The sequence below is a fragment of the Kitasatospora sp. NPDC006697 genome (genome assembly GCF_042869935.1).
Classification (GTDB): domain Bacteria; phylum Actinomycetota; class Actinomycetes; order Streptomycetales; family Streptomycetaceae; genus Kitasatospora.
Map to the genome: position 1 here is coordinate 347,149 of NZ_JBIAGU010000004.1, position 26,629 is coordinate 373,777.

24 protein-coding genes are annotated in these 26,629 nt (G+C 71.1%); 12 read left to right on the plus strand and 12 right to left on the minus strand.

Annotated features, from left to right (window positions below):
- Positions 1–138: 138 nt before the first annotated feature.
- Together dapC and fdxA are read right to left on the minus strand one after the other, a co-directional pair.
- Positions 139–1,284, minus strand: coding sequence for a succinyldiaminopimelate transaminase (gene dapC, locus ACFYNO_RS08645; protein ID WP_388007438.1), 1,146 nt, complete (start codon positions 1,282–1,284; stop codon positions 139–141).
- Between the two features lie 26 nt (positions 1,285–1,310).
- Positions 1,311–1,637: a ferredoxin gene (fdxA, locus tag ACFYNO_RS08650; RefSeq protein ID WP_388007441.1), complete on the minus strand. Its 327-nt coding sequence runs from the start codon at positions 1,635–1,637 to the stop codon at positions 1,311–1,313.
- A gap of 248 nt (positions 1,638–1,885) precedes the next feature.
- On the opposite strand from fdxA, the gene ACFYNO_RS08655 reads away from it, so the two are divergent.
- Positions 1,886–2,782 (plus strand): GNAT family N-acetyltransferase, encoded by an 897-nt coding sequence (locus ACFYNO_RS08655; protein ID WP_388007444.1) that lies wholly within the window; start codon positions 1,886–1,888, stop codon positions 2,780–2,782.
- A gap of 90 nt (positions 2,783–2,872) precedes the next feature.
- On the plus strand, positions 2,873–3,748 hold the full coding sequence (locus ACFYNO_RS08660; RefSeq protein ID WP_388007447.1) for a transglutaminase family protein: 876 nt from the start codon (positions 2,873–2,875) through the stop codon (positions 3,746–3,748).
- Positions 3,749–3,755: 7 nt separating this feature from the next.
- Here the strand turns inward: ACFYNO_RS08660 and ACFYNO_RS08665 are convergent, their stop codons facing one another.
- The 4 genes from ACFYNO_RS08665 to ACFYNO_RS08680 all read right to left on the minus strand — a co-directional run bounded on the left by ACFYNO_RS08665 (position 3,756) and on the right by ACFYNO_RS08680 (position 6,422).
- Complete coding sequence (locus ACFYNO_RS08665; RefSeq protein WP_388007450.1) at positions 3,756–4,397, minus strand: response regulator; 642 nt, start codon at positions 4,395–4,397, stop codon at positions 3,756–3,758.
- Between the two features lie 137 nt (positions 4,398–4,534).
- Positions 4,535–5,080: an NUDIX hydrolase gene (locus ACFYNO_RS08670; protein WP_388007453.1), complete on the minus strand. Its 546-nt coding sequence runs from the start codon at positions 5,078–5,080 to the stop codon at positions 4,535–4,537.
- Between the two features lie 4 nt (positions 5,081–5,084).
- Positions 5,085–6,206 carry an adenosylhomocysteinase gene (locus tag ACFYNO_RS08675; RefSeq protein ID WP_388007456.1) on the minus strand — a complete coding sequence of 374 codons (1,122 nt, stop codon included), beginning with the start codon at positions 6,204–6,206 and terminating at the stop codon, positions 5,085–5,087.
- A 9-nt stretch (positions 6,207–6,215) separates the two neighbouring features.
- Entirely contained in the window at positions 6,216–6,422 is a 207-nt protein-coding gene (locus ACFYNO_RS08680; RefSeq protein ID WP_388007459.1) for a hypothetical protein, read from the minus strand.
- 237 nt (positions 6,423–6,659) lie between these two features.
- Here ACFYNO_RS08680 and ACFYNO_RS08685 point away from each other — a divergent pair, with 237 nt between their 5' ends.
- Positions 6,660–7,865, plus strand: coding sequence for a helix-turn-helix domain-containing protein (locus ACFYNO_RS08685; RefSeq protein WP_388007462.1), 1,206 nt, complete (start codon positions 6,660–6,662; stop codon positions 7,863–7,865).
- Positions 7,866–8,035: 170 nt separating this feature from the next.
- Here the strand turns inward: ACFYNO_RS08685 and ACFYNO_RS08690 are convergent, their stop codons facing one another.
- The 4 genes from ACFYNO_RS08690 to ACFYNO_RS08705 all read right to left on the minus strand — a co-directional run bounded on the left by ACFYNO_RS08690 (position 8,036) and on the right by ACFYNO_RS08705 (position 13,216).
- The gene (locus ACFYNO_RS08690) at positions 8,036–9,277 is read right to left on the minus strand and encodes a sensor histidine kinase (RefSeq protein ID WP_388007465.1); all 1,242 of its coding nucleotides are present in this window, start codon (positions 9,275–9,277) and stop codon (positions 8,036–8,038) included.
- Between the two features lie 8 nt (positions 9,278–9,285).
- The gene (locus tag ACFYNO_RS08695) at positions 9,286–10,008 is read right to left on the minus strand and encodes an ABC transporter permease (protein ID WP_388007468.1); all 723 of its coding nucleotides are present in this window, start codon (positions 10,006–10,008) and stop codon (positions 9,286–9,288) included.
- Entirely contained in the window at positions 10,005–10,955 is a 951-nt protein-coding gene (locus ACFYNO_RS08700; protein ID WP_388007471.1) for an ABC transporter ATP-binding protein, read from the minus strand. The genes ACFYNO_RS08695 and ACFYNO_RS08700 overlap by 4 nt, the downstream gene beginning before the upstream one ends.
- 125 nt (positions 10,956–11,080) lie before the next feature.
- Positions 11,081–13,216 carry a prolyl oligopeptidase family serine peptidase gene (locus ACFYNO_RS08705; RefSeq protein ID WP_388007474.1) on the minus strand — a complete coding sequence of 712 codons (2,136 nt, stop codon included), beginning with the start codon at positions 13,214–13,216 and terminating at the stop codon, positions 11,081–11,083.
- 245 nt (positions 13,217–13,461) lie between these two features.
- On the opposite strand from ACFYNO_RS08705, the gene ACFYNO_RS08710 reads away from it, so the two are divergent.
- The 9 genes from ACFYNO_RS08710 (at position 13,462) to ACFYNO_RS08750 (ending at position 24,394) form a co-directional block, all read left to right on the plus strand.
- Positions 13,462–13,656, plus strand: coding sequence for a DUF2304 domain-containing protein (locus ACFYNO_RS08710; RefSeq protein ID WP_388007477.1), 195 nt, complete (start codon positions 13,462–13,464; stop codon positions 13,654–13,656).
- A 30-nt stretch (positions 13,657–13,686) separates the two neighbouring features.
- Positions 13,687–14,559 carry an N-acetyl-1-D-myo-inositol-2-amino-2-deoxy-alpha-D-glucopyranoside deacetylase gene (mshB, locus tag ACFYNO_RS08715; RefSeq protein WP_388007480.1) on the plus strand — a complete coding sequence of 291 codons (873 nt, stop codon included), beginning with the start codon at positions 13,687–13,689 and terminating at the stop codon, positions 14,557–14,559.
- Entirely contained in the window at positions 14,556–14,990 is a 435-nt protein-coding gene (locus ACFYNO_RS08720) for a DUF6113 family protein (protein ID WP_388007483.1), read from the plus strand. The genes mshB and ACFYNO_RS08720 overlap by 4 nt, the downstream gene beginning before the upstream one ends.
- A 139-nt stretch (positions 14,991–15,129) precedes the next feature.
- Positions 15,130–17,469, plus strand: coding sequence for a hypothetical protein (locus ACFYNO_RS08725; protein ID WP_388007486.1), 2,340 nt, complete (start codon positions 15,130–15,132; stop codon positions 17,467–17,469).
- Positions 17,470–18,041: 572 nt separating this feature from the next.
- Complete coding sequence (locus tag ACFYNO_RS08730) at positions 18,042–19,067, plus strand: ABC transporter permease (RefSeq protein WP_388007489.1); 1,026 nt, start codon at positions 18,042–18,044, stop codon at positions 19,065–19,067.
- A gap of 171 nt (positions 19,068–19,238) precedes the next feature.
- A complete protein-coding gene (locus ACFYNO_RS08735; RefSeq protein WP_388007492.1) occupies positions 19,239–20,984 on the plus strand; it encodes an ABC transporter substrate-binding protein in 1,746 nt (581 codons plus the stop codon).
- A 159-nt stretch (positions 20,985–21,143) separates the two neighbouring features.
- Positions 21,144–22,127 carry an ABC transporter permease gene (locus tag ACFYNO_RS08740; protein ID WP_388007495.1) on the plus strand — a complete coding sequence of 328 codons (984 nt, stop codon included), beginning with the start codon at positions 21,144–21,146 and terminating at the stop codon, positions 22,125–22,127.
- Positions 22,128–22,182: 55 nt separating this feature from the next.
- Positions 22,183–23,256 carry an ABC transporter ATP-binding protein gene (locus ACFYNO_RS08745; RefSeq protein WP_388007498.1) on the plus strand — a complete coding sequence of 358 codons (1,074 nt, stop codon included), beginning with the start codon at positions 22,183–22,185 and terminating at the stop codon, positions 23,254–23,256.
- A 28-nt stretch (positions 23,257–23,284) separates the two neighbouring features.
- The gene (locus ACFYNO_RS08750) at positions 23,285–24,394 is read left to right on the plus strand and encodes an ABC transporter ATP-binding protein (protein ID WP_388007501.1); all 1,110 of its coding nucleotides are present in this window, start codon (positions 23,285–23,287) and stop codon (positions 24,392–24,394) included.
- 96 nt (positions 24,395–24,490) lie between these two features.
- On the opposite strand, the gene ACFYNO_RS08755 is transcribed toward ACFYNO_RS08750, so the two are convergent.
- Both ACFYNO_RS08755 and ACFYNO_RS08760 read right to left on the minus strand, forming a co-directional pair.
- Entirely contained in the window at positions 24,491–25,612 is a 1,122-nt protein-coding gene (locus ACFYNO_RS08755) for an ABC transporter ATP-binding protein (RefSeq protein WP_388007505.1), read from the minus strand.
- Complete coding sequence (locus ACFYNO_RS08760) at positions 25,602–26,621, minus strand: ABC transporter ATP-binding protein (RefSeq protein ID WP_388007508.1); 1,020 nt, start codon at positions 26,619–26,621, stop codon at positions 25,602–25,604. The genes ACFYNO_RS08755 and ACFYNO_RS08760 overlap by 11 nt, the downstream gene beginning before the upstream one ends.
- Between the last annotated feature and the right edge of the window lie 8 nt (positions 26,622–26,629).

Below are 26,629 nucleotides of genomic sequence, written 5' to 3' on the forward strand. Positions count from 1 at the left end.
CCGGCGGGGTTTTCCCGGGCGCGCGGGGGGGGCGCGGGGGGGGCCGCCCCCCCCCCCCCCGGCCCCCCCCCCCCCCGGGCGGGGGGGGGGGGCCCGGGCCCCCCCCCCCCCCCCCACCGCCGTTCCGCCGATCCGGGCTCAGCCCGCCAGCCGGGCCACGGCCGAGGCGACCCGCTCGTCGGTGGCGGTGAACGCCACCCGCACGTGCCGGTCGCCGGCCGGGCCGTAGAAGTCGCCCGGCGCGGCCAGGATGCCGCGCTCGGCCAGCCAGGCCACGGTGTCCCAGCACGGCTCGTCCCGGGTCGCCCAGAGGTAGAGGCTGGCCTCGGAGTGCTCGATCCGGAACCCGGCGCCGAGCAGCGCCTCGCGCAGCGCGGCCCGCCGGGCGGCGTAGCGCTCGCGCTGCTCGGCCACGTGCGCGTCGTCGCCGAGCGCCGCGGCGGTGGCCGCCTGCACCGGCGCGGGCACGATCATGCCGCTGTGCTTGCGCACCTCCAGCAGCTCCCGCACCACCACCGGGTCGCCCGCCACGAAGGCGGCGCGGTAGCCGGCCAGGTTGGAGCGCTTGGAGAGCGAGTGGACCGCCAGCAGGCCCTCGTGCGAGCCGCCGCAGACGTCGGCGCGCAGCACCGAGACCGGCTCGGCCTCCCAGCCCAGCTCCAGGTAGCACTCGTCGCTGACCAGCAGCACCCGGTGCGCGCGGGCCCAGGCCACGGCCTCGCGCAGCTCCTCGGCGGTCCGCACCCGGCCGGTCGGGTTGCCCGGCGAGTTCAGCCAGAGCAGTCGCACCCGGGAGCCGTCCAGCTCGTCGAGCTCCTGGTAGGCGACCGGCTCGGCGCCGCACAGGCGGGCGCCGACCTCGTAGGTCGGGTAGGCCAGGTGCGGGTAGGCCACCTGGTCGCCGGGGCCGAGGCCGAGCTGGCCGGGCAGCCAGGCCACCAGCTCCTTGGAGCCGACGGTCGGGAGCACCGACTCGGGGCCGATCTCGGCGCCGGCCCGGCGGTTCAGCCAGCCGGCGATCGGCTCGCGCAGCGCCAGCGGTCCCCAGACGGTCGGGTAGCCGGGCGTGTCGGTGGCGCCGGCCAGCGCCCGCTGGATCAGCTCCGGCACCGGGTCGACCGGGGTGCCGACCGAGAAGTCGCACAGGCCGTCGGGGTGCTTCAGCGCGGTGGCGCGGTACGGGTCCAGCCTGTCCCAGGGGAAGTCGGGGAGCCGGTCGGAAACGCGGCGCGCCGCCCCCGGGTGACCCGGGAACGGCGCGCGCGGTGCATCAGTGGTGCTCACAGCTCAGCTTTCCGCCGATGTGGTTTTCAGTGGTCCGCGTTCTGCGGCGGCAGCGCGGCGATGAACGCGTGGTCACGCTCGATCAGACCGAGCTTCGAGGCGCCTCCCGGCGAGCCGAGGTCGTCGAAGAACTCGACGTTGGCCTTGTAGTAGTCCTTCCACTCCTCCGGGGTGTCGTCTTCGTAGAAGATCGCCTCGACCGGGCAGACCGGCTCACAGGCCCCGCAGTCGACGCACTCATCCGGGTGGATGTACAGAGAGCGCTGGCCCTCGTAGATGCAGTCAACAGGGCACTCTTCGATGCACGCCTTGTCCTTGACGTCGACACAAGGCTGCGCGATGACGTACGTCACGCTGTCGTTCCTCCTCGGTTGGGCCGGTGCCCAAACTATGTGCTTCCGTGCGCGGGTGAGCGCGGCTCGTCGATGCCCGCCCCTAGTATCGCGGGTCAGAGACTACAAATGCACCGGAGGTCACGTTGAGCACCAGCCAGTTTCCGGACAGCGCCTCCGGCGCTGTCCGGATAGACCGCTCTGACGTGGGACGTCGGGTTTCGGTCCGGCGGCTGGAACCCGCTCTTGACAGTGCCACCGGGCGTCCGGTGTTCCGCGATGTGATCGGCGTGCTCACATCATGGAACGATAGCGAGTTGGTGGTGCTCGGCCGCGACCGGGCCGAGTCGCGGATCCCGGCCGGCGAGCTGGTGGCCGGCAAGCCGGTGCCGCCGTTCCCGGCCCGGCGCGCCGAACCGCCGGCCGCGGACCCGGTCGGACTGCAGCGGCTGGCGGCCCGCAGCTGGCCCGCGGTGGAGCGCGAGGCGCTGGGCGAGTGGACGCTGCGCGCCTCGGCCGGCTTCACCCGGCGGGCCAACTCGGTGCAGGCGCTGGGCGACCCGGGACTGCCGCTGCCCGAGGCGCTGGCCGCGGTCCGCGCCTGGTACGCGGCGCGGGCGCTGCCCGCCCTCGTCGAGGTCACCGAGCCGGGCAGCGACCCGGCGCTGGTCGACCTGCTGGCCGGCCTGCCGCGCGCGGGCAGCGCGCTGGTGCTCACCGCGCCGCTGGCCCCGGTGGCCCGCCCGGTGCCGGGCCGCGAGCTGGTCCGGCTGACCACCGCCGCGGACGCCGACTGGCTCGCGCTCTACCACCGGGTGGGCGGGGGACCGGCCGCCGAGGCGGCCCGGCGGGTACTGCACGGCGGGCTCTCGGTCTGGTTCGCCCGGGTGCCCGGCCGGCCCGGGGAGCCGCCGCTGGCGATCGGACGGTGCGTCATCGACGGTCCGTGGGCGCACTTCGGTGCCGTCGAGGTGCGGCCCGAGGCCCGCCGGCGCGGGCTGGCCGTCGCGGTGATGTCGGTGCTGGCCGCCCGGGCCGCCGAGGAGGGCGCCAGGGCCGGCTACCTGCAGGTGGAGGCCGGCAACGCGGCGGCGCTCGCCCTGTACGACCGGCTCGGCTTCGCGACGGGTCACACTTACCACTACGCCCGACTTCCCCAGGCGTAGCCGCCGTCGTAGGTTCCCGTTCCAGCACCGAAAGAGTTCTGAGGCAGCACCGCCTGACGCACCCCGTACACGAAAGCCACCGCAGCCACCGTGACCGAGCAGAGCAGAGCCCGCTTCCGCAGCGAGGCCAGGTCCGAGCAGCCCGACCCGGTGCTGCTCTGCCTGCTGGCCGCCGCCGAACACACCCTGACCGCCCCGGGCGCCGCCGGGGAGGGCCCCGTGCCCACCCTGGACGAGCTGCTGACCGCCTGCCAGGCCGCACTGGACCGGCACGCCGCCGCGGTGCGCCGGGCGGTGGCCGAGCGCGACCCGGGCACCCCGGAGGAGACCGCGGCGCTGCTGGCCGCCGTGCTGGCCGGGCGCGAGCGCTTCCACGGGCGGCAGTCGGACTACCGGCGGCTGGAGTCCTCGCTGCTGCCGGAGGTGCTGCGGCGCCGGCGCGGGCTGCCGATCATGCTCTCGCTGGTCTGGCAGGCGGTGGCGGCCCGGGCCGGGCTGACGGTGCACGGGATCGCGCTGCCGGGGCACTTCATCGTGGCGGTGGGCGGTCCGGACCCGGGCGACGAGTACGTGCTGGCCGATCCGTTCCACGGCGGCCGGCAGCTCAGCTCGCAGGACGCGGCGGCCATCGTGGTGGCCGCCGGGCAGCGGTTCACGCCCGAACTGTTCACCCCGGCGCAGCCGCTGGACCTCGTCCTGCGGGTGCTCGGCAACATCCGCGGCTGGGCCGCCGAGCGGCCGGAGCAGGCCAGGACCCAGATGTGGGCCACCGAGCTGTCGCTGCTGCTCCCCCGGCACCCGGCCCAGCTGCGGCTGGAGCGGGCCGAACTGCTGGTCCGCACCGGCGACTTCCTGGGCGGGGCGGCCGAGATGGAGGCCTACGCGCGGATCCTGGACGCCTTCGACCCGGACGCGGCCGCCCGGGTCCGCAAGGAGGCCAGGGCGGCCCGCCACCGGCTCAACTGACCGGCCCTCAGAGCCAGCCCTTCTCCTTGGCCATCCGGACCGCCTCGGCCCGGTTGCGGGCGCCGGTCTTCTGGATCGCCATCGACAGGTAGTTGCGCACGGTGCCCTCGGACAGGTGCAGCCGGCGCGCGATCTCGGCGTTCACCGCGCCGTCCGCGGCGGCCGCCAGCACGTCCACCTCGCGGCCGGTCAGCGGGTTGGCGCCCTCGGCCAGCGCGGCGGCGGCCAGCGTCGGGTCGATCACCCGCTCGCCGCGCAGCACCCGGCGGACCGCCTCGGCCAGTTCGGCCGCGGGCGCGTCCTTGACCAGGAAGGCGTCCGCGCCGGACTCCATCGCCCGGCGCAGGTAGCCGGGGCGGCCGAAGGTGGTGGCGATCACCACCTTGGTGCCGGGGCTCTGCCGCTTCACCAGCGCCGCCGCCTCGATCCCGGTCATCCCGGGCATCTCGATGTCCAGCACCGCCACCTGCACCCGGTGCTCCAGCACCGCGGCCACCACCTCGTCACCGCGCGCGACCTGGGCCACCACGTCGATGTCGCCCTCGAGCGAGAGCAGCGCGGCCAGCGCCTCGCGCACCATCGACTGGTCCTCGGCGAGGAGGACTCTTACACACCTTATCGGCTCGGCTTCTGGCGTCTCGTCAGTCATGGGGTCAGCCTAGGCGGGACGAGACCCTGTCTGACCGGCCCGGAGTCCCCACACTGCCCCGCGAACGCAGCAGGGCCCCGACCGACCACCTCCCTCGGGAGATGACCAGCCGGGGCCTCAGGTGGGACTCGCTTGGATCAGGCCGTCAGGGCCTGCACGCGGGTCCTCAACCGGTCGTCCGCGATGTTGGCGACCGGGCGCCACGTGTAGCCGCTGACCTCCTCCTCCTGGAGCGTGACGAGTTCGCTCGCCGTGGTGCGGAAGAGGAACCGGAAGTCGATGTGGAAGTGGCTCGGCTCGCCCTTGGCGGGGTTCTCCGGGATCGGGTGGACGTCGATGTGCACCGGGCCGGTCCCGGCGAGCGTGACGGCGGCAGTGGGAATGCCGGTCTCCTCGGTCAGCTCGCGCAGGGCCGCCTCGCTCAGGGTCGAGTCCTCGGGCTCAAGGTGCCCTCCCGGGGTCAGCCACTTGTCGAGCGCCACGTGGTGGATGAACAGCACGTGCCCGTGCTCGTTGACGAGAACGGCGCCCGCCGTGGCATGCCCCCGGAACTCCTTCCGGCTGGCGATGTCCGCCCCGTCGTCCAGCAGGCCGAAGAGGGTGGCGAACTCCGCCTTCTCGTCCGAGTGAACGTCGAGGTAGGCGTTGACGGTCTCGCTGACGTGCTGTGCCGTGATGGGCATCGGATCACCTGTTGTAGTAGTTGAGCCAGGTAGCGGCGATGGTGGCCCGGTCGGTCGCGGGCACTTCGTGCATGGCGGCAGTCAGGTCCCGATGGGCGAGCATTCGCACGCCTGCCAGGATCTCAGCCTGAACCAGGTAGATGAACGGCCCAACAGACGCCCCGTGCAGGAAGTTGACGGCGTTTCCGTTGTTGAGCAGATAGAAGTAGTGGCCGGTTGTGCTGTACCGGGTCACGTTCTCCCCCGACCCGCTACGGGTGTACGCGGCGGGTAGGCCGTCCAACTCCAACTCGTCCTCGCTGCTGGTGACGGTGGCCACGTACGCGCCGTTCCGCAGGTTCGGGAAGTCCTCACCCCGCAGGGAGAGAGCGCCGGTGGCGCACAGGACCAGACCGGCGCCGGTGATCGCCTGATCCCGGTCCCGGGCGACCCCGAAGCCCTGGCTCAGCGCCTGAGCCCGCCGCACGGGGTCGATGTCGTACACCGTGACGTGGACTCCCTTGGCGTGCAGGAGCCTTGCGATGCTCGAACCGAGCTTGCCGAACCCGATCACCAGCGCCGGCCGACCGTGCAAGATGTCCCCGCGCCCCCGTAACAGGGCCTCCGTGGAGAACACGACGGACTGACCGACCAGGAAGTCCTCCGGGTCCTTGAGCGGTGACCGAGCGACCGAGACCACCGGGCACGGCAGCTTGTCCCGCTCGGCGTACCGCTTGTGCCCGTTCTCGGTGTCTTCGACCACCCCGAGGATGCGCCCGGAGAACCGATCGCACAGCGTGTCCAGGACCGGGGCGAAGTACCCGCCCACGTCCAGGAGGACAAGATCCTCCCCCGCTGCCCGGGTCTCCAGGTACATCACGGCCGTGTCCGGGTTGGCGAACATCTCGCGCGACAACTCGTCACAGGCGTAGGTCTGTTCGACCTCTCGGCGAGCCGCCGAGTCGATTGACTTGGGCTTGGGAAGGACTGCCCGGAGGTTCGACACTGCACCGACAGCGCTGACGAAGACGGGCCGCTCCGGGAGCAGGTGAGTGACCAGGAGGGACGACGGCAGCTCAGCCGGGGCAAACTGCTTGGCGATCTTTCCGAAGTACGTTGCGAGTCGTGCGCGCTCCGACGCTTCCACGGCGGTACCTCACGCGTCCCCGGTCGTGGGGCTGACCGGCCGGATCTCGGTGGCCGGGGTGTCCCAAGCGACACCGCCACGGATCGGCCGGAGTTCCACGGCGCCCTTCGTGGTGTAGCTGGGGCCGACGTAGACCCCCTCCACACCATGCTTCGCGTCGTGGACGACCTCCCCCTCCTGGGGCTTGTAGAGCGTCTGCGCGGGCCGTTTGGTCATCGTCACTACCCTTCGCGTGCCGTAGCGGGTTGAATCGAACGGCGGGCCCTGGCAGAAGTCACGGAGTATCCGGCCTGATCAGCGCCAGCCGCTGTGTGAATCACCAGTACAGGGCTACTCCACCTCCGTGGACAGCGCACGCGTGCGGCATCTGTGCGGCATCAATGCCGCAGTGGCGCCGCACCGGGTGCTCTGAGCTGGTAGAACAACAAGTCGGAGACCGAGAGGCGGACGGCTGTGCGGCGCGAGAGTTTCACTAATCGACGCAAGCTCCTTGGGTTCACTCAGGAGTCATTTGCCCAGGCTGTTGGCGTTGATCGTTCGACAGTGGGCCGGTGGGAATTGGGGCGCGTTGATCCCCAGGACTGGCACCGCCCAGCCCTCATGAAGGCTCTTCGCGTCAGCGCGGATGAGCTGGAAACCTTGATCAGCGGCTCCTCTGTCCCGGCGGTCGCACCGGCAAGCCGAACCATGGATAGCAATTCCAGCTATGCCGACGAAATCGAAGCCCTGGAGCTAGTCCGCCGCGTATCCGCCAGTGACGTCGGCAAAGAAACGATTTCACACCTGGAGTTGGTGTTTGAAGAACTTGCCGTCAAGTATCCGACGGTGCCGCCACAAGAGTTGCTGGGGCAGGTTCGGAAATACTCCGGCTATGTAAGCCGGCTCATGGATGCAAAAAAGACCCTCTCAGAACATCGGCAATTGCTCATCCTGGGCGGATGGTTCTCCCTGCTCGGCGCGACACTGCACGTGGATCTGAACCAACAGGACGCGGCCACGGCTCGGCTTCGAACGGCCATGACCCTGGCCCAGCACGCCGACTTTCCGGAGATTCAGGCATGGTGCTATGAAACGGACGCTTGGCGTGTCCTGACCGACGGGAACTATGCCAAGGCTGTGGAACTGAGCCAGGTTGCAAAGCAGCTCGCGCCCCGGGGAAGCTCGGTGGAGATACAGGCCACCGCCCAGCAGGGCCGCGCGTACGCCCGACTCGGAGATGCAGCCGAGACGTATGCAGCGATCAGTCAAGTGCAGTCACTCTCGTCAGCCGCAGGAAATCCCGACCGCCCCGAGCATCATTTTCAATATGACCCAGCAAAATCCGTTGCATGGACGGCCACAACTCTTGCCTGGCTTGGCGACCCTGCCGCCGAGGAATACGCACGAGAGGTAATTTCCCGACTGGCCCCGCCGGCCGACCTGTCGAAATGGCCGCGCCGGGTAGCGTCCGCAAATATCGATCTCGCATTGTCACTGGTAGCCGGCGACAGGCTTGACGAAGCATGCAATGCGGCGCAGCGTGCGATGCTTTCAGGGCGCGTAGCACCGTCTAATCACTGGCGGGCGCTCGAAGTCGTCCGAGCGGTTGAAAGGCGCAAGATCTCAGATGCCAAAGATCTTCGAGAGGTCTACGAAGACATGAGGCTCGCCATAGAGTGAATTCTTGACGCATCTCGGATACCCCCACCCTCTATTTCGCGGCGGCGTGCGCGGGCATGAGGGCCGGGTCCCCACGGCTCATGCGGCCAGAGATTCACCTACCCCCGGCACCCCCATATGTCCGCACTGCGAGCAGGACCCAGACCTGATCGTCTGTCATACCCGTGACCCTACGGCCTGGCGGCGGTCAGCCCGAGGGGTACCAGGGCCCGCACCTTGAAGCCCTTGCCGTGCCGACCGGTGTCGGTCTCCAGGCGGCCGCCGACCAGGGCCAGCCGCTCGTCCAGGCCGCTGAGGCCGTTGCCGGGGGTGGACTTGCCGGGGCCCGGGCCGTTGTCGGTGATCTCCAGCACGGCGTAGCGGGCGCCCTCGCCGTCCCAGGTCTCGTCCAGCGCCACGGTGCACAGGGTGGCGCCCTCGGCATGGCGGACCACGTTGGTGACGGCCTCGCGCAGCGCCCAGGCCAGCGTCTCGGCCTCCGGGCCGCCGAGGCCGGGGTGCTCCTCGGTCAGCGTGGACGGGGCCTCCAGGGCGACCCCGGTGGTGGCCAACGCCGTGCGGGCGGCAGCGAGTTCGACGGTCAGGCTGGGCTTGCGGTAGCCGGAGACGGCGGACCGCACGTCGGTCAGCGACTGGCGGGCCACCTGCTCGATGTCGGCCACCTGGGAGCGGGCCTGCTCCTCCTTGCCGGCGTCCATGAAGCGGCCGGCCAGCTCGCTCTTCAGCGTGATCAGCGAGAGCGAGTGGCCGAGCAGGTCGTGCATGTCCCGGGCCAGCCGCAGCCGTTCCTCGGCGGCGGCCAGGTGGGCCGCCACCTCGCGGGCCTCGCGCAGTTCCCGCATGGTGCCGACCAGCCGCTGCAGGCCGGTCATCGCGGCGCCGCTGAGGAAGGTGGGCAGGGCGAGCGCGGCGAGTTCGGAGAGCGGCTGCCGGGAGACCAGCGAGGCGATCGCGATCAGCAGCACGGTGATGGCGGCGACCCCGCGAAGCGCGTACCGGATCGGCAGCACGGCCCCGACGGTGACCGAGAGGTAGGTGAACAGGCCCAGCCACTGGCCGCCGAAGGCGAGCGAGGTGCTGAGGGCGATCGCCGCCATCAGGCCGACCAGCGGGTAGGTGCCGCGCCACCAGTCGCCGTTGGCGGAGCGGAAGATCACCAGGCCCAGGTAGCTGGCCAGGAAGGCGGCCAGCGCCACCGCCCCGGCCGCCGTGGCGGCCGTGCCGTGCTTGCCGCTGGCCAGGTCCCCGATCGGGTAGGCCAGGTAGAACATCCACAGCAGCATCCAGCAGAGCTTCACCAGCAGTTGGCGGCGGTTCTCCACCGGGGCTCCGGGGATGTGCTGGGGCCGTTCGCCGACGGCCGGCCGCGCGGACTGCGCGGTCCGGTCCGCTTCCTGCTGGGTGCTCGCCATGTCGATCATCATGCCTGCTGGGTGTCCCGGCGGTACAGGAAGCCGGCGGCGGCCACGAAGACCACCAGGAAGGCCGCCAGCCCCGCCGCCGAGGCGGTGTCGAAGGACTGCCCGGGGTGCACGAAGTCGCCCAGCTGGTTGTACATGTAGACCGGGTCGAACTTGGCGATGTCCTTCAGCGTGCCGGTGGCCGGGAACCAGGTGCCGCCCAGCGCCGCCATCATCATGTAGACGATCATCACGATCGGCTGCACCGCGTTCGGCTCGGCCGCGTAGCCCAGCGCCACGCCCAGCGCGGCGAAGACGAAGCTGCCCGCCCAGAGCACCGCCACCAGGCCCAGCCACTGCCCGGCGTCCAGCCGCACGCCCTCGACCGCGCCGAGCAGGAAGACGGCCAGGATGGCCGGCAGCGTGGTCACCGCGCAGGAGGCGATCTTGGCGGTGGCGTAGGCCCGGCCGGGCAGCGCGGTCAGCCGCAGCTGCCGGATCCAGCCGCTCTTGCGCTCCAGCGAGATCCGCTGCGCGCTGCCGGTGAGCACCGCGCCGACCGAGCCGAAGGTGGCCATCGAGATCATGAAGTAGCTCTTGGCGCTCAGCCCGTTGGCGACCGCGTGGCTGCCGTAGGCGCTGATGAAGACGAAGTAGAGGATCGCCGGGTAGAGCACGCTGAAGAACAGGTAGCGGCGGTTGCGCAGGGTGCGCAGGATCTCCAGCTTGATCAGGGTCTTCATCGCGCGCTCTCCAGGGCGGGGTCGGTCGCCTCGGCGGCCTCGGTGATGGTGAGGAAGGCCTGCTCCAGGCCCAGGCTGGTGACCTCGATGCCGCGCGGGTAGGCGCCCGCCCGGTAGAGCCCGGCGACCAGCGCGTCCGCGTCGGTGGCCCGGATCCGCACGGTGCGGACCCCGTCGGCCTGGCCGCTGACGTCCAGTCCGGCCAGACCGGGCAGCGCGCGCAGCACCGTCTCGTCCACGAAGCCGTCGGCGGCGTGCAGTTCGAAGCTGACCCGGCGGGCGCCGGCCCGGGCCTTGATCTCCGCCGAGGAGCCGTCGGCGATCAGCCGGCCGCGGTGCAGCACCAGCACCCGGTCGGCGATCGAGTCGGCCTCCTCCAGGTAGTGGGTGGCGAACAGCACCGTGCGGCCCAGGTCGGCCTGGCGGCGCATGGTGGCCCAGAACTGCTGCCGGACCGAGACGTCCATGCCGGTGGTCGGCTCGTCCAGCACGATCAGGTCGTTGGCGCCGGCCACCGCGAGGGCGAACCGGACCCGCTGCTCCTGGCCGCCGGAGAGCTTGTCCACCCGGCGGTCGGCGATCTCCTCGATGCCCGCCTCGCGCAGCACCTCGGCCGGCTTGTGACCGCGCGGGTGCACGTCGCAGGCGAGCTGGACCAGCTCGCTGACCTTGACGTCGGTCATCAGGCCGCCGCTCTGCAGCATCGCGCCGACCCGGCCGCCCTCGATCGCGGCCCGCGGGGTGCCGCCGAACAGCGTCACCGTGCCCTGGTCCGGCTCGCGCAGGCCGAGCAGCAGGTCCAGGCTGCTGGACTTGCCGGCGCCGTTCGGGCCGAGCAGCGCGACCGTCTGGCCCGGGTACAGCGTCAGGTCCAGGCCGTTCACCGCCTTGACCTTGCCGTAGCTCTTGCTGACCTGCCTGAAGGCGGCCACTTCACCGCTGCTCATCGCCCCGTCCTCTCGGTGTCGCCCTCGCGACCCCTCAAGGCTCCCGCGCGCGGCCGGAACGCGGGAGTGCGGCGGGTCGTGTCCTCGGCATGACGGATGTCATGCCGAGGACGGTGACGGGCCGGTCAGGAGGAGATGCCCAGGGCGTCCTTCAGGAAGGCCACCTGGAGCAGCAGCAGGTTCTCGGCCACCTGCTGCTGCGGGGTCAGGTGCGTGACGCCGGAGAGCGGCAGCACGGTGTGCGGGCGGCCGGCGGCCAGCAGGGCGGAGGAGAGCCGCAGGGTGTGCGCGGCCACCACGTTGTCGTCGGCCAGGCCGTGCACGATCATCAGCGGCCGGCGCAGCTCGGGCGCGGCCTCGATCAGCGACTGGGAGCGGTACCGCTCCGGCTGCTCCTGCGGCAGGCCCAGGTAGCGCTCGGTGTAGTGGGTGTCGTAGAGCGCGAAGTCGGTGACCGGGGCGCCCGCGACGGCGGCGTGGAACACGTCGGGGCGGCGCAGCACGGCCAGCGCGGCCAGGTAGCCGCCGTAGGACCAGCCGCGGATCGCCACCCGCTCCAGGTCCAGCGGGAACTCCTCGGCGAGCGCCTGCAGCGCGTCCACCTGATCCTCCAGGGTCGGCCCGGCCAGGTCGCCGGCCACCGCCTTCTCCCAGGCCGGGCTGCGGCCCGGGGTGCCGCGGCCGTCCGCGACCACCACGGCGAAGCCCTGCTCGGCGAACCACTGGGAGCTGAGGAAGGCGTTGTGGGCCTGCACCACCATCTGGCCGTGCGGGCCGCCGTAGGGGTTCATCAGCACCGGCAGCAGGCCGTCCCGGTCCCGGTCGTAGCCGGTGGGCAGCACCACGGCGGCCGGGATCCGGCGCTCGCCCGCCCAGCGCAGCTCCGCACGGGCCGTCAGCACCGGGCGCTCGGCCAGCGACTCGATGGTGTGCCCGGTCGGCTCGCCGTCCAGCAGCACCTCCGTCAGCCGGCCCGGCCGGTCCAGCGCCGAGGAGGAGAGCACGGTGACGGCGCCGCCGCGCACCGCGTCCACCGCGCCGCCGACCAGCAGCGGCACCGGGGCTGACGAGCCGTCGAGCGGCACGGTGTAGACCCCGGTCAGGCCCGGGGCGGCGGCCTCGGCGCCCGCGCCGGCCGTGGCGGTGAAGAGCACGTCGGACGAGCCGATCGAGAGCACCCGGCGCACGTGCAGGGTGTCGTCGGTCAGCGGGGCGTCCCCGAGCAGCAGCGCCCGGTGGCCCGGGGCGTCGCTGATCCGCAGCAGCCGGCCGTCGCCGGTCCAGGCCGGGACCCCGTTGAAGAGCTCGATCCAGGCCTCGTCCCGCTCCTCCAGCAGTGGCCGGGTGGTGCCGGTGGCCGGGTCGGCGGCGAGCAGCAGGGCGCCGCGCTGGTCGCGGGTCTGCACCAGCAGCAGCGGGGCGCCGCCGGCCGACCAGTGCACCCGGCCCAGGTAGGGGTGGGTGGTCCGGTCCCAGACCACCTCGGTGCGGCGGCCGTCCAGCTCGACCAGCCAGAGGGTGACCTCGGCGTTGTTGGTGCCGGCGGCCGGGTAGGCCACCTCCACCGGGGTGTCGGCCGGGTTGGCCGGGTCGGCGATCCACCAGCGGCGCACCGGCGCGTCGTCCACCCGGGCGGCCAGCAGCCGGTCGCCGGCCGGGGACCACCACAGGCCCTCGTCCCGGTCCATCTCCTCCTGGGCGATGAAGTCGGGCTGGCCCCAGGTGACCCCGGGCTTCTCCGGCTCGGCCAGCAGCTCGTCGCCGCTGCCGTCGGTGGCGCTCAGCCGCAGCTCGCCGCCGGTGGTCGGATAGGCCACCCAGCGGCCGTCCGGCGAGGGGTGCGGGTCCAGCACCGGGCCGGCCGCGGGCAGCTCGCGCACCCCGCCGGCCACCAGGTCGGCGGCGAAGAGCCGGCCGGAGAGGGCGAAGACGGCCTGCTCGCCGGCCCCGTCCAGGGCGTAGCCGACGATGCCGGCCGAGCTCTCGCGCATCCGCTCGCGGCGGGCCCGCTCTGCGGGCGACAGGTCCTCGTCGCCGCCGGCCAGCAGCGCCACCGGGTCGGCGGCGACCTGCTCGGCGCCGGTGGCCGGGTCGAGGGTCCAGAGCAGGTTGGTGCGATCGCTCCCGCCGCGCGAGCGCAGGAAGACGACCCGAGAGCCGTCCCTGGCCACCCGGATCGAGCGGGGCTGGCCGACGGTGTAGCGCTGGGTCCGCGCGTACTGCCGCGGGAAGCTGTCGGGTTGGGGTGCAGAGGTGGTCATGGCACCGCACCCTACGGGGTCGGACGATCTTGCTCACCCGTTCGGCGCAAATCCCGGAACTGGCCCCGGCGGGCCCCGGAACCCCCTCCCACCGGGCCTGCAGCGGCCTGTGACCCCCGGGACACGAACCACTCCCGCCTCACGGAAAGTAATGCTCACCTCACTCATCGGGTATTCCTGAATGCAGCGACCGACCCCCCGCCGCCCTGTCCGGGCGGCGCTCCCGGAAAGGGGTGTGAGCCGCCGTGGCTCTCAACATCTCCGCAGCCGTCCTGATGCTGGTGATCGTGGTGGTCCTGATCCGCCGCTCGGGTCTGAAGACGATGCACGCGGTCATCTGCGGCCTACTGGGCTTCTACCTGGCCTCCAGTTCGATCGCGCCGTCGATCCAGGAGGTCACCACCAACCTGGCGGGCATGCTCAACGGCCTCAAGCTCTGAGCCCCGGGGCAGCGGTCTAGGCTGAGCGCCATGACCGCTGCCGACCGCCGCCTGCTGCTGGTGCACGCCCACCCCGACGACGAGTCGATCGGCAACGGCGCCACCATGGCCCGCTACGCCGCACAGGGCGCCCGGGTCACGCTGGTGACCTGCACCCTCGGCGAGGGCGGCGAGGTGATCCCGCCCGAGCTGGCGCACCTGACGGCGGATCGGGAGGACACCCTCGGCGAGTACCGGATCGGCGAGCTGGCCGCCGCGATGAAGGAGCTGGGCGTCTCCGACACCCGGTTCCTCGGCGGTCCGGGGCGCTACCGGGACTCCGGGATGATGGGCACCGCCGACAACCGGCGGCCCGACTGCTTCTGGCAGGCCGACCTGGACGAGGCGGCCGGCCACCTGGTCGAGGTGGTCCGCGAGGTCCGCCCGCAGGTGCTGGTCACCTACGACGAGCAGGGCGGCTACGGGCACCCGGACCACATCCAGGCGCACCGGGTGGCGATGCGGGCCTTCGAGCTGGCCGCCGACCCCGACTGGCGCCCGGAGCTCGGGCCGGCCTGGCAGATCGTCAAGGTCTACTGGACCCGCGCCCCGCAGTCCGTGGTCCGGGCCGGCCTGGCGGCCGCCGCCGAGCGCCACCCGCTGGTCGCCGACGAGCGGGAGCTGCCCGGCGTGGTTCCCGACGAGCTGGTGGACGCGGCCCTGGACGGCGCCGAGTGGGCCGGCCGCAAGGCCGCCGCGATGCGCGCGCACGCCACCCAGATCACCGTGGACGGCGAGTTCTTCGCGCTGAGCAACGACCGCTGGCAGCCGCTGTCGGCCGACGAGTACTACCAGCTGGTGCACGGCCCCGCCGGGTCGGCGCGCCCCGAGCGCGACCTGTTCGAGGGAGTCGAGGCCCGATGAGCGCCAACCCGCTGCACACCCTGCTCGGCACCCAGGCCCAGCGGCTGGCCGAGCCGCTGCCGCCGCGCGGGCTGCGCTTCACGCTGTACGCGCTGGCCTTCCTGGCCGGTGCGGTGGACGCGCTCTGCGGTTGTTTCGTGCAGCCCTTGTGGAGTCCCTGGGGACTGGCACTGGCGCTGGCGGCGACCCTGGGGGCGTTCTACGGGAGCCTGCGGGCGAGCGGCACCAAGGTCGGTCTGGCGGCTGCGCTGGCCGGCTGGCTGGTGGTGATGTTCGTGCTGCTGGCGCCCCGTCCGGAGGGCGACTTCGTGCTCTCCTCCTCGGCCGGCTCCTACGTCTACCTGCTCGGCGGGCTGGTCGCCGGACTCGGCATCGGACTGCTGCCCACCAGGGCGCCGTACGCCTTCGGCATCCCGCGCCAACGGGACTGACTGCCCGTAGGCTCGGCGGTACGGAACCGGACGTATCGGGTTCTAAGGGAAGCAGTTCGCCACCCGGGCGTTCCCAGTATGGTGGTGCCGCAGCAACGTCGGACGAGCCGTCCGGCCGCGAACCCGGAGCAGAGCAGCATTGAGCAGCCGCGAATCTGACAACGCCCACCCGTCGTCCCGCCGGGGATCAGGCGCACCTGACGCCTATCCCTCGGGCACGCCGCCGTACGGCATCCCCGGGCTCGGGAACGGCTTCGACCCGTTCGCGCACCCGGGTGGGCCGGCCGAGCCGGAGCCGGAGGCTCCGAAGACCACCGAGACCACGCTGACCACGCGGATCTCCATCAACATCCCCGGCTCCCGGCCGATCCCGCCGGTGGTGGTGCGCAGCGCCGTCAAGCCGGAGGAGGCCGAGCCGGCCGAGCCGGCGGCGCCCGCCCCCGGGCCGCGGCACCGCTCGGCGCCGGCCACGCCGGTGCTCGGGGTGATGGACGCCAGCGGGCGGACCAGTACGCCGCCGGACCTGCCGCCGCAGTGGCGCACGCCCGCGCCGCCGCAGCAGGCGGAGGACCCGGAGTCCACCGGCGAGTGGTTCCGGCCGCGGCAGCGCAACCGCCCGGACACCGTGGGGGCGCCGGCCGCGCAGGCTCCGCAGGGCGCGGCGCCGGGGTTCTCGGCGCAGCCCGCCCAGGCGCAGGCGGTGCCGCAGGGCGCGCCCGGGCTTCCGGGTGCCGCCGACCCGTTCGCCACCGACGGACCCGGCTCCACCCCGCCGCAGGGCGTGCCCGCCTTCCCCGGGGCCACGCCGCCGCACGGGGCGCCCGGGTTCCACCAGTCGACGCCTCCTCAGGGCATGCCCGGGTTCCCGGGTGCCGCGGACCCGTTCGCCGGTGAGCCGGCCGGTCCGGGCTCCACTCCTCCCAACGGCGTGCCGGCCTTCCCGGGTTCGACGCCGTCGCAGGGGGTGCCCGGATTCCCCGGCGCCGCCGACCCCTTCGGCACCGCCGACCCCTTCAGCACCGAGGGCCCCGGCTCCACCCCGCCGCAGGGCGTCCCCGGGTTCGCCGGTCCGACGCCCCCGCTGGGCCAGGCCGCGCCCTTCGGCGGCGAGCCGGCCGGTCCGGCCGGTCCGGGTGCGCCCGGGATGCCCGGCACAGACCCGTTCGGCACCGGCCCCGCCGTCCAGGCGGCCGGGGCCCCCGCCGCGCCGGGCGCCCCGGCGGCCCAGCGGCCGACCGGCAACCCCGGCGCCCCGGGCCGGTTCGCCCGCCCGCAGCAGCCGCTCACCCCGTTCCCCGGCACGCCCGCCGAGCCGGAGGACACCCAGATCAACGGCTTCGAGCCGATCCCCGCGGCCGGCGAGGCCATACCCGGCCTGCCCGTCACCGGGATCTACGGCGCCCCCGCACCGCAGGCCGCCGAGCGCGGCCCCGGCGCGCCGGGCGCACCCGCCCCGCAGGCCGCCGCACCGGCTCCGGCTCCGGCCCCCGCGCCCGCGAAGAAGGCGGCCCCGGCCGCCAAGCCCAAGGGCCGCTCGAAGGCGCAGAAGCTGCTGGTGACCGGCGTCGGCGGGGTGGCCTTCCTGGGCGCCGCCGCCTACGGCACCGGTCTGATGCTCAACCAGGCCGACGTGCCGCGCGGCACCACCGTGCTCGGCACCGCCATCGGCGGCGACAGCCGCGACCAGGCGGTGCACCAGCTCGACTCCACCGTGGGCAAGATCGGCCAGCAGCCGGTCCCGCTGAAGCTCGGCGACCAGGCGGTCTCGCTGGATCCGGCCACCGCCGGCCTCAGCTTCGACACCACCGCCACGGTGGACGGGCTGACCCACCACAGCTACAACCCCTCCGACGTGCTGCAGTCGCTGACCGGCGGCAGCAAGGCCGTGGCGCCGGTGGTCCGGATCGACCGGGCCAAACTCAAGGCGGCGCTGGACACCCTGGTGGCCAACTCGCAGCACGGCTTCAAGGAGGGCTACGTCCAGTTCGACGACAGCGGCAACCCGGTGGTGGTGCCGGGTCAGCCGGGCCAGGCGGTGGACGACTCCGCCGCGGTGGACCAGGTGGCGCAGAGCTACCAGGACCGCGCGGCCGGCCGGACCGACGCCGCGGTCGCCCTTGCGGTGACCGCCGCCCAGCCGAAGGTGGCCACCCAGGCCCTGCAGCAGGCCGCGGACGGCCTGGGCAAGCAGATCGCCGGCGGCCCGGTCACCATCCAGGCCGGCACCAAGAAGCTGGTGCTGACGCCGCCGAAGTTCGGCAAGGCGCTGCTGCTGGTGCCGGACGCCTCAGGGAACATCGGTCCGCAGTGGAACCTGGACGCGCTGGGCGCGCTGGTCGGCAACACCTTCGACAAGGTCAAGTACAAGAAGGCGGACGGGAGTACGGCGCCGATCACCACGCAGGACGTGGCTGATGCCATCACCCAGGTCTATGACAAGGGCAGTGCCGCGGATCGCACATTCCGCTTCCGCATGTGAGTTGTGGGCATGCCAAAAATGATGTGCCGGCCCCATTGAACGGAGCCCCGGAACGCACCGCGTTCCGGGGCTCCGCGCCTTTACCGGCGACATCCCGCCACTGGCGTGTAACTGTCACCAACCCTGGGCAGCGTCCTTCCCGACGGATTACCGGGAGGAGTGTTAAACGCTGACGAAAAGTCGCCAGAGGCGGCTTCCCGCCAAATCCGTCCGATAATCGGACGCTGAAAACCGCCCGGTAATCCCTCCAATACGTACCAAAGCGGACACTGTTGTCTATGCGCGTTGACTCCCTCTGGAGCGGATCAGCGCGTTCAGATACCGGTGAAGCTAAGCCCTCGTTACGAACTTATGAACGCCGTTCATGGCGATATGTCCGTTTTAGACCGTCTCGCTGCGAGCGTGTCAAGTAGCTGAAAGCTACAACCTGGTTGACATTCCAGAACGAAGCCAAAACCTGGCCGCCAGCCACAGAGAAACTCTTGACGTTCGATAAACGAGTTGCGAGAGTCCGTTCGACCAACTTCTTCCTCGTTGCTGCTGCACAGACCACCGGCGGGAGCTTTCGCACCATGACGACGCCAACTGAGGACACGACTGAGACCGAACCGGTCCTCGTCGCGTCCGCGACGGGAGAGACCGGCAACAAGCCGGCCGCTCTCCAAGGGCGCACCCCGGGCCAGATTGCCTGGAGCCGCTTCAAGCGCAACCGCATCGGTGTGATCTGCGCCGGCATCGTGATCCTGTACATCCTGGTCGCGGTCTTCGCGCCGGTGATCACCGGCCTGTACGGCCAGTCGCCCTACATCCCGTACGGCAGCCGCGACATGAGCCTGTTGGACGACAACAGCCTCCCGGTCGGCGCCAACGGCGGCATGAGCGCGACGCACTGGCTCGGCATCACGCCGGGCAACGGCTTCGACATCTTCGCGAAGCTGGTCTACGCGATCCGCACCTCGCTCGGCATCGGCCTGCTGATCACGATCCTGTCCAGCGTGGTGGGCATCGTGATCGGTGTCGCCCAGGGCTACATGGGCGGGCGCTTCGACTACTTCACCGGTCGCTTCACGGACCTGCTGCTCGGCCTGCCGACCCAGCTGTTCTTCATCTCCTTCACCCCCATCGTGGAGAACTGGTTCGTCCCGTCCGACCGCGCGATGCCGGTCTACCTGCGCGTCTTCTCGGTCGTGCTGGTGCAGTCCTTCCTCGGCTGGATGGCCACCGCCCGTCTGCTCCGCGGCATGTCGCTGAGCCTGCGCGAGCGGGAGTACGTCGAGGCAGCCAAGATCACCGGGGCCTCCTCCTGGCGCATCATCTTCAAGGAGCTGATGCCCAACCTGGCCACCACGATCCTGGTGCAGGTCACCCTGCTGCTCCCGGCGATGGTGACCGCCGAGGCCGGCCTCTCCTTCCTGGGTGTCGGCATGGTCGACCCCACGCCCGACTGGGGCCTCATGTTCCAGGACGCGGCCAAGTACTACCAGGACGACCTGACCTATCTGATGGTTCCTGGTCTCTCGCTGATGATCTTCGCTGTGGCGTTCAACCTGTTCGGTGACTCCGTTCGCGACGCGCTGGACCCGAAGACCATCCGCTAAACGCACGGGCCCAGCGCTCGAGCAAACCCGCACCACCGCACCACTGCTTGATCCCCCGCTCCCCCAGCACCGGCCACCCCGGGGCAGAGTCGCCCCGCCGGTCCGCGCTGGCCAGACACAGCAATGACCAGTGACAGGTAGGAACCTATGAGACTTCGCAAGGCAGCACTCGTGCCGGCGCTCGTGGCGGTCAGCGCCCTCACGCTGTCCGCTTGTGGTGGGGGCGGCAAGTCGTCGTCGTCTGGCGACAAGAAGGGTGCCCAGTCGTCGATCCAGAACTTCTCGGTCGGCACCAAGGCTGACTCGACCGGCCCGGCGAAGGACGTCCCGGGTGCCAAGCAGGGCGGCACCGCGCACGACATCGAGATCTCCGGGTTCGACTACCTCGACCCGAGCCAGCAGTACGTCAACCAGCTGCAGGCCGTCGGCATGCTCTACAGCCGCCAGCTGACGAACTACAAGACCGACCCGCAGACCGGCAAGGTCACCCTGGTCGGCGACCTCGCCACCGACACCGGCACCATGTCGGACGGCGGCAAGACCTGGACCTGGACCCTCAAGGACGGCCTGAAGTTCCAGGACGGAACGCCGATCACCTCGAAGGACGTCCGGTACGCGGTCGAGCGCCTGTACCAGGACTACCAGACCAACGGCCCGACCTACTTCCCGACCTGGCTCTCCGGCCAGGACTACCGGAAGACCTACCAGGGCCCGCAGAACGGCCAGGACCTGCCGGACAGCATCATCAGCGTCCCGGACGACAAGACGATCGCGTTCCACTTCCAGCAGCCGCACACCGACGCGAACTTCGCGGCGGCGATGCCCAGCATCACCGCGATCGAGAAGTCGAAGGACGACGGGCCGAAGTACAACAACCACCCGGTCTCCATCGGCCCCTACATGATCTCGGACTACCAGCCGGACAAGTCGCTGACCCTGGTCCGCAACCCCAACTGGGACCCGAAGTCCGACCCGATCCGCCACCAGTACGTGGACAAGTGGTCGTTCGAGCTCAACGTCGCCAACCCGGGCATGACCCAGCGTCTGATCGGTGGCGCCGGTGACGACAAGGACGCGCTGACCCTGGTCTCCAACGCGGACTCCAGCCTGATCCAGCAGATCCAGGGCGACTCCTCGATGGCGTCGCGCACGATCAGCCAGTTCCTGCCGTTCGTCGACACCTTCGACATCAACAACAGCCGCGTCAAGGACGTCAACGTCCGCCGCGCGCTGGCCGTCGCCTTCCCGGCCGCCCAGGTCAACCGCCAGCTCGGTGGCTCGGTCACCGGCGACATCGCGGGCAACCTGATCAGCCCGACCGTGGCCGGCTGGCAGAACACCGACCCGCTGGGCATCAAGGCCAACCCGCAGGGCGACCCGGCCAAGGCCAAGAAGATCCTGCAGGACGCCGGCCAGCTCAACTACCACATCGAGCTCGGCTACGCCAACACCCCGCGTTGGCAGCAGGTCTCGACCACCGTCGTCGACGCCCTGAACCAGGCCGGCTTCCAGGCCGAGAAGAAGGAAATCGACCCGACCACCTACTACTCGGTGATCGGCAAGACGGACAACCAGTTCGACCTGTACCGCTCCGGCTGGGGCGCCGACTGGCCGACCGGTGACTCGGTGATCCCGCCGACCCTGGACGGCCGCCAGATCGGTGACGGTGCGCCGAACTACACCCACTACAACAGCGCGGCGATGAACTCGGAGATGGACCGCATCAACGCCATCGCCGACCAGAACACCGCTGGTGCCGAGTGGATGAAGCTGGCCGACAAGATCCTCTCCACCGACGTGCCGAAGATCCCCTACGCCTACGACAAGTTCTTCCAGGTGTACGGCGCGGGCCTGGGCGGTGTCGCCTACAACCCGGTCCTCGGCTCGGTGGACGTCTCCAGCATCTACATCAAGTAAGCAACCGGGTCCGGCGCCGGCCTCCGGCCGGTTCCCCCCGGGCGGGGCCACCCAGTCGGGTGGCCCTGCCCGGGCCGCGTGTCGTCCCCCGTGATCCGGGGGGCGCACACTCCACGACGTGGCCGCCGCAGGCGCCCTCACTTCGGAAGAGCTAAACCAATGCTCCGATTTCTCGTCCGCCGGGCGCTCGGCGCGATCGTCATCATTCTGCTGCTGATCTGCCTGACGTACTTCGCATTCTTCTCCCTGGCCGTGGACCCGGCGCAGCTCGCCTGCCCGCCGAAGTCCTGCACCCCCGAGCTGCTGGCGCAGATCCGCTCGAACATGGGTCTGAACCTGCCGATCTACGAGCAGTTCTGGCACTACTTCAGCGGACTCTTCGTCGGCCAGGACCTCGGCAAGCTCGGCCACTGCGCGGCGCCCTGCTTCGGCTACTCGTACAACTCCCAGCAGTTCGTCTGGGACAAGATCGCCGCCAACTACCCGGCCACCTTCGTGCTGGCCATCGGCGGCGCCATCTGCTTCCTGGTCATCGGCGTCGGCCTGGGCATGCTCTCCGCCTGGAAGCAGGGCACGATCATCGACCGGATCGCGAGCTCGCTCTCGCTGATCGGCCAGTCGACCCAGATCTACTTCCTCGGCCCGCTGGCGATGGCGCTCTTCGTCTACAACCTCAAGTGGCTGGACCGCCCGCAGTACGTGCCGTTCACCCAGGACCCCTGGGGCTGCTTCACCGGCATGATCCTGCCGTGGCTGGTCATGTCGGTCATCTTCTGGGCCAACTACACCCGCCAGGTCCGCTCGCTGATGCTCGAGCAGCTCTCCGAGGACCACATCCGGGCCGCCCGCGCCAAGGGCATGTCCAGCGCCTACGTCTGGTGGCGCTACGCCCTGCGCGGTGCGATGGCCCCGATCATCACCATCTTCGGCATCGACCTCGGCGCGGTCTTCTCCGGCGCGATCATCACCGAGGTCACCTTCGCCATCCAGGGCCTGGGCTTCCTCGCGGTCAAGTCGGTCGCCAACGCCGACCTCTACCTGGAGCTCGGCGTGCTGATCTTCAGCGCGACCGCGATCCTGCTCTTCAACATCATCGTCGACGCTGCTTACGCCCTCCTCGACCCCCGGGTGCGGCTGGGATGACCCCCTCCGTGTCCACGTCCTACCCGCACCACCCCGCCCCCGAGGAGATCCGACCGTGAGCACCCTCACCAAGTCCGAGCCGGCCGGCACCGCACCCGAGACCTCCGGCCCCTTCCTCTCGGTGCGCGACCTCCAGGTCCGTTTCCGCACCGAGGACGGCATCGTCAAGGCCGTCAACAACCTGAACTTCGACGTGGAGCGCGGCAAGACCCTCGGCATCGTGGGCGAGTCCGGCTCCGGCAAGTCGGTCTCCAACCTCGCCGTGATGGGTCTGCACAACCCGCGCAACACCACCATCGAGGGTTCCGTCACCCTCGAGGGCAAGGACCTGCTGCGCGCCTCCCAGCGGGAGCTGGAGAAGCTGCGCGGCAACAAGATGGCGATGATCTTCCAGGACGCGCTGGCCGCGCTGTCGCCGTACTACACGATCGGCCGGCAGATCGCCGAGCCGTTCATGAAGCACACCGGCGCCAGCAAGAAGGAGGGCCGCGACCGCGCGATCGAGATGCTGCGCCGAGTGGGCATCCCGCAGCCGCAGACCCGGGTCGACGACTTCCCGCACCAGTTCTCCGGCGGTATGCGCCAGCGCGCGATGATCGCCATGGCCCTGGTCTGCGACCCCGAGCTGCTGATCGCCGACGAGCCGACCACCGCGCTCGACGTGACCGTCCAGGCCCAGATCGTCGACCTGCTCAAGGACCTCCAGCAGGAGAGCGGCACCTCGATCATCTTCATCACCCACGACCTCGGCGTGATCCGCGAGATCGCCGACGACGTGCTGGTGATGTACGCGGGCCGCGCGGTCGAGCGCGGGACCATGCGCGAGGTGCTGAAGAACTCCCAGCACCCGTACGGCTGGGGCCTGCTCAGCTCCATCCCGCGGATCAACGCCTCGGTGGACGTCCCGCTCATGCCGATCCCCGGCACCCCGCCGTCCCTGCTGAACCCGCCGTCGGGCTGCGCCTTCAACCCGCGCTGCACCTACAAGGAGCTGGTGACCGGCGACCGCTGCGTGACCGAGCGCCCGCCGCTCGAGCTGGCGAACGGCCACCTCACGGCCTGCCACCTGACCCCCGAGCAGAAGCAGTCCATCCTCACCGAGCAGATCCTGCCCCGGCTGAGCAGCTGATCCTCGGTAAAGGAGCCAAGGAAATCCCATGAGCGCAGAGCAGACCTCGCTGACCAAGACCAAGGAGACGGCCGCCGCCCCCGGCCGCCCCCTGCTGGAGGTCGACGGCCTCACCAAGCACTTCCCCGTGATGGGCGGCTTCCCGTTCAAGCGGCAGGTCGGCGCGGTGCAGGCGGTCGACAACGTCAGCTTCACCGTGGCCGAGGGCGAGAGCCTGGGCCTGGTCGGTGAGTCCGGCTGCGGCAAGTCGACCACCGGTCGACTGGTCACCCGGCTGTACGAGCCCACCGGCGGCACCATCAAGTACCTCGGCCAGGACATCACGCACGCCTCCCGCAAGGAGCTGGCGCCGATCCGGTCCGAGATCCAGATGATCTTCCAGGACCCGTACTCCTCGCTGAACCCGCGGCACACCGTCGGCACCATCATCACCAACCCGATGGAGATCAACGGCATCAACCCGCCCGGCGGCCGCGAGGCCCGGGCGAAGGAGCTGCTGGAGATCGTCGGCCTCAACCCGGAGCACTACAACCGGTTCCCGCACGAGTTCTCCGGCGGCCAGCGCCAGCGCATCGGCGTCGCCCGCGCGCTCGCGCTCAACCCGAAGCTGATCATCGCCGACGAGCCGGTCTCCGCGCTGGACGTGTCGATCCAGGCGCAGGTGGTCAACCTGCTGCAGAAGCTGCAGCGCGAGCTGGGCATCGCCTTCGTCTTCATCGCCCACGACCTGTCGATCGTGCGGCACTTCTCGCAGCGTGTCGCGGTGATGTACCTCGGCAAGGTGGTGGAGATCGCCGACCGCGACTCCCTCTACACCCGCCCGCGCCACCCGTACACCCACGCCCTGCTCTCGGCCGCGCCGGACGCCGACCCGGACAACGCCGCCGCCGAGCGCATCCGGCTGACCGGTGACGTCCCGTCGCCGCTCAACCCGCCGTCCGGCTGCCGGTTCCGCACCCGCTGCTGGAAGGCGCAGGAGAAGTGCGCCACGGAGGAGCCGCCGCTGATCCAGCTCGGCGGCAACGCCGAGGGCCACCTGACGGCCTGCCACTTCCCCGAGGACGGCGACGCCGCCCTCCAGCGGGTCGCCTCCACCCTCGGCGACTCGGTCCCCGAGCCGCGTGGCTCCGAGGGCTGACCCCCGCCGGTCCCGTTCCGGGCCCCCTCCCGCTCCGGCGGAAGGGGGCCCGTCACGTTCCCGGCCCGGGTCGGCGGCCGGGCGGCCGGCGCCCGGTCATTCCGACGGAGCGGTGCCCCCGGTCCCGTCGCCGGTCAGGTCCTCCTCGCGCTCGGCGGCGAAGTGGCAGGCCGAGTCGTGGGCGGACAGGCCGGTCAGCCAGGTGGGGCGGGCCAGCAGGGGCTCCTCGACGGTGCAGCGCTCCTGGGCCTTCCAGCAGCGGGTGCGGAACCGGCAGCCGGAGGGCGGGTTGGCGGGCGAGGGCACGTCACCGGTGAGCACGATCCGGTCGCGGCTCTCCCGCGCCGCCGGATCCGGCACCGGTACGGCGGAGAGCAGTGCCTGGGTGTACGGGTGGGTGGCGTGGTCGTAGATCTCCAGGTCGGTGCCGACCTCCACCAGCTTGCCGAGGTACATCACGCCGACCCGGTCGGAGATGTGCCGGACGATCGACAGGTCGTGTGCGATGAACATGTAGGAGAGGTTGAACTCGCCCTGCAGCTGCTCCAGCAGGTTGATCACCTGGGCCTGCACCGAGACGTCCAGCGCGGAGACCGGCTCGTCGCAGATGATCACCTCCGGCTTGAGCGCCAGGCCGCGGGCGATGCCGATCCGCTGGCGCTGGCCGCCGGAGAACTGGTGCGGGTACCGGTTGATGTACTCCGGGTTCAGCCCGACCACGTCCAGCAGGTCCTGCACCGCCTTGCGGCGGTCCCCCTTGGGGGCCACTTCGGGGTGGATCTCGTAGGGCTCGCCGATGATGTCGCCGACCGTCATCCGCGGGTTGAGCGAGGTGTACGGGTCCTGGAAGACCATCTGGATGTTGCGCCGCACCGCCTTCAGCGCCGAGCCGGTGAGCCGGGAGATCTCCTCCCCCTTGTAGAGCACCGAGCCGCCGGTGGCCGGCTCCAGGTTCATCAGCACCTTGGCCAGCGTCGACTTGCCGCAGCCGGACTCGCCGACGATGCCCAGCGTCTCGCCCTTCATCAGGTCGAAGGAGACGCCGTCCACCGCCTTCACCGCGCCGACCTGCTTCCTGAAGAGCACGCCCTTGGTCAGCGGGAAGTACTTGACCAGGCCGCGGACCTCCAGGATCGGCTCGCCGCTGGGGACGGGCTGGGCGAAGGCGGCCTCCTCCGGCTGGGCCGCGCCGAGCGCGGTGGCCCCGTCATTCGTCATGGAGCGTCTCCTTCCAGAAGTGGCAGGCACTGGCCCGGCCGGGGTGCGGTGTACCGGCCTCGTCGGTCACCTCGAACAGCGGCGGCAGGGTCACCCGGCAGATGTCCTGGACCCGCGGGCAGCGCGGGTTGAACGGGCAGCCCGGCGGGATCCGCAGCAGGTTGGGCGGCAGGCCCTTGATCGCGTAGAGCTCCTGGCCCTTCTGGTCCAGGCGCGGGATCGAGTCCAGCAGGCCCCGGGTGTAGGGGTGCGCGGGGCTGGCGTAGAGCTGGTGCACGGGGGCGGTCTCGACGATCCGGCCGGCGTACATCACCGCGATCTTGTCGGCCACGTCGGCCACCACGCCGAGGTCGTGGGTGATCAGGATCAGGCCCATGTGGAACTCGGCCTGCAGCTCGGCCAGCAGGTCCATCACCTGGGCCTGCACGGTGACGTCCAGCGCGGTGGTCGGCTCGTCGGCGATGATCAGGTCCGGCTCCAGGGCCAGCGCCATCGCGATCATGATGCGCTGGCGCATGCCGCCGGAGAACTGGTGCGGGTAGTCGTTCACCCGCTGGGCGGCGGCCGGGATCCGGACCCGCTCCATCAGCTCGATGGCCTTGGCCTTGGCCTCCTTGCGCTTCTCGCCGCGGTGCGCCCGGAACATCTCGCCCAGCTGGTAGCCGACCGGCAGCACCGGGTTGAGCGAGGAGAGCGCGTCCTGGAAGATCATCGCGATCTTGCCGCCGCGGATCCTCCGGCGCTGCTCCTTGTCCATGGTGAGCATGTCCTCGCCGCGGAACAGGATCTCGCCCTGCGGGATGCTGGCCGGCGGCATGTCCAGGATGCCCATGATCGCCTGGGCGGTGACCGACTTGCCGGAGCCGGACTCGCCCAGCACGGCCAGGGTCTCGCCGGCGCTGACGCTGTAGTTGACTCCGTTGACGGCCTTGACGACGCCGTCCCGGGTCTTGAACTCCACGTGCAGGTCGCGGACGTCGAGCAACGGTGTCCCGACGGTGGTGGTCATGGCGCCCC